6 protein-coding genes are annotated in these 6,329 nt (G+C 71.5%); 3 read left to right on the top strand and 3 right to left on the bottom strand.

Annotated elements, in window-relative coordinates; all coding sequences use genetic code 11:
• The first annotated feature begins 513 nt into the window (after nt 1-513).
• A complete protein-coding gene (locus BGM09_RS06940; RefSeq protein WP_188280549.1) occupies nt 514-1,740 on the top strand; it encodes a peptidase S8 in 1,227 nt (408 codons plus the stop codon).
• A 245-nt stretch (nt 1,741-1,985) separates the two neighbouring features.
• On the opposite strand, the gene BGM09_RS06935 is transcribed toward BGM09_RS06940, so the two are convergent.
• Nucleotides 1,986-3,509 carry an anthranilate synthase component I gene (locus BGM09_RS06935; protein WP_188280544.1) on the bottom strand — a complete coding sequence of 508 codons (1,524 nt, stop codon included), beginning with the start codon at nt 3,507-3,509 and terminating at the stop codon, nt 1,986-1,988.
• Nucleotides 3,510-3,518: 9 nt separating this feature from the next.
• Nucleotides 3,519-3,932: a phosphoribosyl-AMP cyclohydrolase gene (hisI, locus tag BGM09_RS06930; RefSeq protein ID WP_411158267.1), complete on the bottom strand. Its 414-nt coding sequence runs from the start codon at nt 3,930-3,932 to the stop codon at nt 3,519-3,521.
• 117 nt (nt 3,933-4,049) lie between these two features.
• Between hisI and BGM09_RS06925 the strand changes: the two genes are divergently transcribed.
• Both BGM09_RS06925 and BGM09_RS06920 read left to right on the top strand, forming a co-directional pair.
• Nucleotides 4,050-5,006, top strand: coding sequence for a hypothetical protein (locus tag BGM09_RS06925; protein WP_188280542.1), 957 nt, complete (start codon nt 4,050-4,052; stop codon nt 5,004-5,006).
• 65 nt (nt 5,007-5,071) lie between these two features.
• Nucleotides 5,072-5,704, top strand: coding sequence for a TIGR03085 family metal-binding protein (locus BGM09_RS06920; protein ID WP_188280541.1), 633 nt, complete (start codon nt 5,072-5,074; stop codon nt 5,702-5,704).
• A gap of 59 nt (nt 5,705-5,763) precedes the next feature.
• Here BGM09_RS06920 and BGM09_RS06915 read toward each other — a convergent pair whose 3' ends face one another.
• Nucleotides 5,764-6,246, bottom strand: coding sequence for a MarR family winged helix-turn-helix transcriptional regulator (locus tag BGM09_RS06915; RefSeq protein ID WP_188280540.1), 483 nt, complete (start codon nt 6,244-6,246; stop codon nt 5,764-5,766).
• Nucleotides 6,247-6,329 lie beyond the last annotated feature (83 nt).

The following is a 6,329-nucleotide window of genomic DNA, read 5'->3' as shown; positions in this document are numbered from 1 at the left end:
CGCGCATGGCGGTGCGCCGCGCGGCCGAGGCCGCGTCGCCAGCGCCGGCGCCGGCCCCGGTCTCGCGGTCCGGCTCGGCTTCGGTCTCGACGGCTTGGTCAGCGCGGGGCTGAGGGACGGCACTCACCCCACCACTATCGCCTGTCGGCGCGGCGGCCCGTCCGGCGGGGGCACCGGGCGGCCGGATCGGGGGGCGCGGCGCGCGGCTGAAAACACGCCGTGGCGATCGGTCCCGAATGATCTCGAATCGGCACGGAACGGCCATCACACATCACACCGGGACGAGTCGATTTCACACCTGCCGGGAGGTCAGCACCGGGCAATGCCTTGCCCAACTCCCTTATGCCACAAGTAAAGCGGAGGTATAGCTTCCGGCCCCCTCCTTGTTGACGTGCGCTCGTCACCATACGTTTTCGGCCGTCCCACTGATGTCAACTCGCACCAATGGCACCACCTGTCACGCATCCCACAAGCCCCCGGTTCACCCCCCACAGGAGGCAATAGTTGCGTTCGATCACCCTCACACCCACTGCCCGCCGCACCGCGCTCGCGGTCACCGCCGCGGCCGGACTGGCCCTGTCCGGGCTGGCCCTGGCCCCGTACGCCGGCGCCTCCCCCGCCGCGCACGGCGTCAGCACCGCGCGCTCCTGCGCCCTCAGCACCCATCCGGACGTGATGGCGTGCAAGGCGCTCAAGGTCACCCAGGGCGTCAGCACGCTCAAGAAGTCCACCGGTTCGGTGAACCCGGCCGCGGCCCCCTCCGGCTTCGGCCCGGCCGATCTCCAGAGCGCGTACGCCCTGCCCTCCTCCGGCGGGTCCGGCGCGACCGTGGCGATCGTCGACGCGTACGACGACCCCAACGCCGAAGCGGATCTGGCCACTTACCGCTCCACCTACGGCCTGCCCGCCTGCACCGCCGACAACGGCTGCTTCTCGAAGGTCGGCCAGTCCGGCAGCGCCTCCGCGCTGCCGAGCGCCGACGCGGGCTGGGCCGAGGAGATATCGCTCGACCTCGACATGGTCAGCGCCGCCTGCCCCGACTGCCACATCCTCCTGGTCGAGGCCGACGACTCCTCCATGACCAACCTGGGCGATTCCGTCAACACCGCGGTGTCGCTGGGCGCGAAGTACGTCTCCAACAGCTATGGCGGCGGCGAGTCCTCCTCGGACCCGTCGTACGACAGCTCGTACTTCGACCACCCCGGTGTCGCCATCACCGTCAGCGCCGGTGACAGCGGCTACGGCGCCGAGTACCCGGCCGCCTCCCAGTACGTCACCGCCGTCGGCGGCACCTCGCTCACCAGCGACTCCTCCAGCCGCGGCTGGACCGAGTCCGTCTGGACGGGCACCGGCTCCGGCTGCTCCTCCTACGACGCCAAGCCGTCCTGGCAGACGGACGCCGACTGCGGCAAGCGCACCATCGCCGACGTCTCGGCGGTCGCCGACCCCGCGACGGGCGTCGCCGTCTACGACACGTACGGCTCGGACACCGGCTGGGAGGTCTTCGGCGGCACCAGCGCCTCGTCGCCGCTGATCGCGGCCGTCTACGCCCTCGCAGGCGCCCCCTCGGCCGGGTCCTACCCGGCCTCGTTCCCCTACGCGCACTCCGACGCGCTCAACGACGTCGCCAGCGGCTCGAACGGCTCGTGCGGCGGCTCGTACCTGTGCACCGGCGTGAGCGGCTTCGACGGCCCGACGGGCCTCGGCACGCCGAACGGCACGGCGGCCTTCGCGGGCTGACCCGCCAGGCCGCCCTCCTCCACGGAGGAGGGTTCGCCCCCTGGGGGCGCGAGGAACTGCGCGAGTCGCCACCACCGGCCGGTGGTGGCGAATACCACCGAACTGCCCCTCCGGGGCCGGTGGTCGGGTCCACCTCCACGGTGGCCGGTCGCGCGGTTCCTCCCCCGGCCTTCGGCCGGGAGGTGCCCCCGGCGCCCCTGAAAAGCGCCCGCCACGCACAAAGCGCGGGCCCAGGGGCCGCGCCCCTACAGGCGGTTCGCGGTGGCGACCGCGCGCAGGACGGCGGCGGCCTTGTTGCGGCACTCGGTGTCCTCGGCCACCGGATCGCTGTCGGCGACGACACCGGCCCCGGCCTGGACATAGGCGGTGCCGTCGCGGAGCAGCGCCGTACGGATGGCGATGGCCGTGTCGGAGTCACCGGCGAAGTCGAGGTAGCCGACGCAGCCGCCGTACAGACCGCGCCGGGACGGCTCCAGCTCCTCGATGATCCGCATGGCGCGCGGCTTGGGGGCGCCGGAGAGGGTGCCCGCGGGGAAGCAGGCGGTGAGCACGTCGAATGCGGTACGGCCCTCGGCGACCCGGCCGGTGACGGTCGAGACGATGTGCATGACGTGGGAGTAGCGCTCGACGGACATGAAGTCGACGACCTCGACGCTGCCGGGTTCGCAGACGCGGCCCAGGTCGTTGCGGCCGAGGTCGACCAGCATCAGGTGCTCGGCGCGTTCCTTGGGGTCGGCCAGCAGCTCCTCGGCGAGCGCGGTGTCCTGCCGAGGCGTGGCGCCGCGCGGGCGGGTGCCCGCGATCGGGTGGACCATGGCACGGCCGTCCTCGACCTTGACCAGGGCCTCGGGGCTGGAGCCGACGACGTCGAAGTCGCCGCCCTCGCCGCCGGGGAAGCGGAAGAGGTACATGTACGGACTGGGGTTGGTGGCCCGCAGGACGCGGTAGACGTCGAGCGCGCTGGCCGTGCACGGGGTCTCGAAGCGCTGCGAGGGGACGACCTGGAATGCCTCGCCCGCGCGGATACGTTCCTTGATGTCGTCGACCGCGCGCTGATAGGCGGCGCCGCCCCACAGGGCGGTGTACTCCGGCAGCTCGGACGGCGGCAGCTCGACGGGCACGTATTCGACCGGTTTGGCCAGGTCGGCCTGCATGGCGTCGAGGCGGGCGACGGCGTCCGCGTACGCCTCGTCCACCCCGGTGGCGCGGTCGTTGTGGTTGATCGCGTTGGCGATCAGCAGGACCGTGCCGTCCCAGTGGTCGAGGACGGCGAGGTCGGAGGTGAGCAGCATGGTCAGTTCCGGCAGCCGCAGGTCGTCGCGGGTCCGCTCGCCGATCCGCTCCAGGCGGCGCACGATGTCGTATCCGAGGTAGCCGACCATGCCGCCGGTGAAGGGCGGCATCCCCGCCGCCAGGTCGCGCGGAGTGTGCAGGGCGCCGACGGTGACGCGCAGCGCCTCCAGCGGGTCGCCGTCGACCGGGACGCCGACCGGCGGCGTGCCGAGCCAGTGCGCCCGGCCGTCGCGCGCGGTGAGTGTGGCGGCCGACCGTACTCCGACGAAGGAGTAGCGCGACCACCTCCGGTCTCCCCCGGAGCCTTCGGCCTGGGAGGTGCCTCCGTCCGCCGACTCCAGCAGGAACGTTCCCGTCCGCTCCCCCGCGAGCTTGCGGTACAGCCCGACCGGAGTGTCGCCGTCAGCGAGCAGCCTGCGCGTCACGGGAATCACCCGGCGGTCGACCGCCAGCTTGCGGAAGGTCTCAAGGTCCATGAGCCGAGATTAGTGGTCGCGGCCGGGCGCCGGGAGCGGCCGGTGCGGCGAAGGGCGGACCGGCTGGCCGAGCGGCAGTTCGTCGGCGTCGAAACACGTACGGTCCCCGGTGTGGCAGGCGGCGCCGACCTGGTCGACCTTCACCAGCAGGGTGTCGCCGTCGCAGTCCAGCGCGACGGACTTGACGTGCTGGACGTGGCCCGAGGTGTCGCCCTTGACCCAGTACTCCTGGCGGCTGCGGCTCCAGTAGGTGCAGCGGCCGGTGGTGAGGGTGCGGTGCAGGGCCTCGTCGTCCATCCACCCCAGCATCAGCACTTCACCGGTGTCGTATTGCTGGGCGATGGCGGGTACGAGTCCGTCGGCCGTGCGCTTGAGGCGGGCGGCGACTGCTGGGTCGAGTGCGCTGGCGGGCATGGTGACCATTCTGCCGCCGAATATCAAGAACTCGAAAAGTGTCAATAACCGGCAAAGAGGGCAAGTGAGTTGACCACCATCCGGTTGTCGCTCGCTCATGTCACCCGTATGGGGCATCCTGCCTGCATGGGTTTTCCACCACCGCCGCAAGAAGGACCGCCGCCGCCTCCTGACCAAGGAGGCGGTTTCGGGCCACCACAGGGCTACGGCCCCCCTCCTCCCCAGCCGCCCGGTGACGGTGGCTATGGCTATCCGCAACAAGGCGGCGGTCAGAACTACGGTTATCCGCAGGAGCCGACGCAGGCCGCGCCGGGGCCTTATGGCCAGCAGGGTTACGGCCAGCAGGGTTACGGCCAGCAGGGCGGTTACGGCCAGCCGGGTCCGCCCGGACCGCCGGCCCCGCCCGGCTACGGCTACCCGCAGGGCCCCGGCGGCTACCCGCCGCCCCCGCCGCCGCCGAACAACACCAAGCGCAATGTGCTGATCGCCATAGCCGCGGTCGTGGTGATCGGCGGTATCGGCACCGCGGTCGCCGTGTCCGGCGGCAGCGACAGCAAGGACGACGCGAAGCCGACGCCGTCGATCAGCGGTCTGCCGTCAGGACTGCCGTCCATGCCGTCCTTCACCGAGCCGACGCCCAGCTTCACGCTGCCGTCGGACACCCCGACCTTCGACACCCCGACCGACGACCCGTTCACCGACTTCCCGAGCGTCACCCCGACCGAGAAGGTCGTGCCGTACGTGGTGCTCTCGCCGGGCAAGTGCTTCGACGCGCCGACGCTCACGCCGACCGTCGACACGGTGACCACCAAGTCGTGCAGCTCCGCGCACGACGGCCAGGTCGTCGCCAACGAGACGCTGTCCGGCACCTTCAGCACCGACTCGGAGATCCAGTCGAAGGCGCTGGAGCTGTGCACGGCCGACGCCAAGAAGCACCTTCCCGCGGACGGGCGGCTGTACTACCCGTACGCGCTCTTCCCGAAGCTGACCACCTATCAGCTCCAGGGCCGCAAGACGGTGACCTGCTCGCTCACGCTCAACAACGGCACCAACAGCAAGAAGCTCTACGCTCCGCTGGGCTGACGCCTCACGGGGGCGGCAGGGGCGGGGAGCGGACGTATCGGCCAGGGGGCCGGTAATCTGGAGTCATGTCGACACATGCCCAGCGCGAACGTCTGCTCCTCGCCGATCTGCTGGAGCAGTCAGGACCTGACGGCCCGACGCTGTGCGAGGGCTGGTCCACCCGCGACCTGGCCGCGCACGTCGTGGTACGCGAACGGCGCGGTGACGCGGCGGCGGGACTTCTCATCCCGCAGCTCAAGGACCGTGCGGAACGGGTCCGCAAGGAGTACGCGCGAAAGCCGTACGAAGAGCTGATCCAGCTCATCAGGACCGGCCCGCCGCGGATGTCGCCCTTCACCATCAAGCAGGTGGACGAGGCTTCCAACACCGTCGAGTTCTACGTCCACGCCGAGGACGTCAGGCGTGCCACGCCCGACTGGACGCCGCGTGCCGTCGACCCCGTCTTCGCCGACACCCTGTGGGCGCGGCTGGAGCGTGCCGCCCGGCTCGCGGGCCGCCGCTCCCCGGTCGGCCTGGTGCTGCGCCGTCCGAACGGCCAGACCGCCGTCGCCCGCAAGGGCTCTCCCGTGGTGACCGTGACCGGTGAGCCGTCCGAGCTGACGGTCTTCGTCTTCGGCCGCCAGGACGCCGCCGAGGTCGAGGTGGACGGCGACAAGGACGCGGTGGCGCGGCTGTACGCGGCGAAGCTCGGACTGTGACGCGGTAGGCGTGGGCGGCAGCGCGTCCGCCCGCCGGGAAATCCTGCGGCCGGGGCTCGTCACAGGGCGCTGTCGCCGGACACCACAGCGCTCGCCAGCAGGGACAGGGCGGCACGCTGCTCGTCGGTGAGGCCGGCCGCGAGCGCCCGGATCCGCCGGTCGGCGTCGGCCTCCAGCGCCCGCGCCGCCGCCCGCCCTTCGTCGGTCAGTGACACCTGTACGGCGCGGCCGTCGTGCGGCGCGGGGGCGCGGCGGACCAGGCCGCGGCGCTCGGCCCGGTCGACCAGGCCGGTGATACTGGATTTGTCCAGCTCCAGATGGCGGGCCAATTCCCGCATGCCCGGCTCCCGGTCCCTGAGCACGCCCAGCAGGCGCAGCTGGATGACCGACAGGCCCAGCTCGGCCGCGACCTTCCCCAGCGCGTTCTGCACGAGGAACGAGAGCTGCGCCAGAGCATCGACGATTCCCAGGTCAGCCGCGCGCGCGGGCGGTTCGTCGTGCGCTCGGGCGGACGGCGTGGCGGGGGCGGCGTCGTGTGGCATGGCCTCATCGTACTTGACTTAGTACGTGGCACCAATTAATTTGGTTGGTGCCACGTACTAATCCTGCGTACCCGCCTCCGAGG

Source organism: Streptomyces sp. CBMA29 (assembly GCF_014596445.1).
Lineage (GTDB): Bacteria > Actinomycetota > Actinomycetes > Streptomycetales > Streptomycetaceae > Actinacidiphila.
This window is presented reverse-complemented; position numbering and strand designations above follow the sequence as displayed.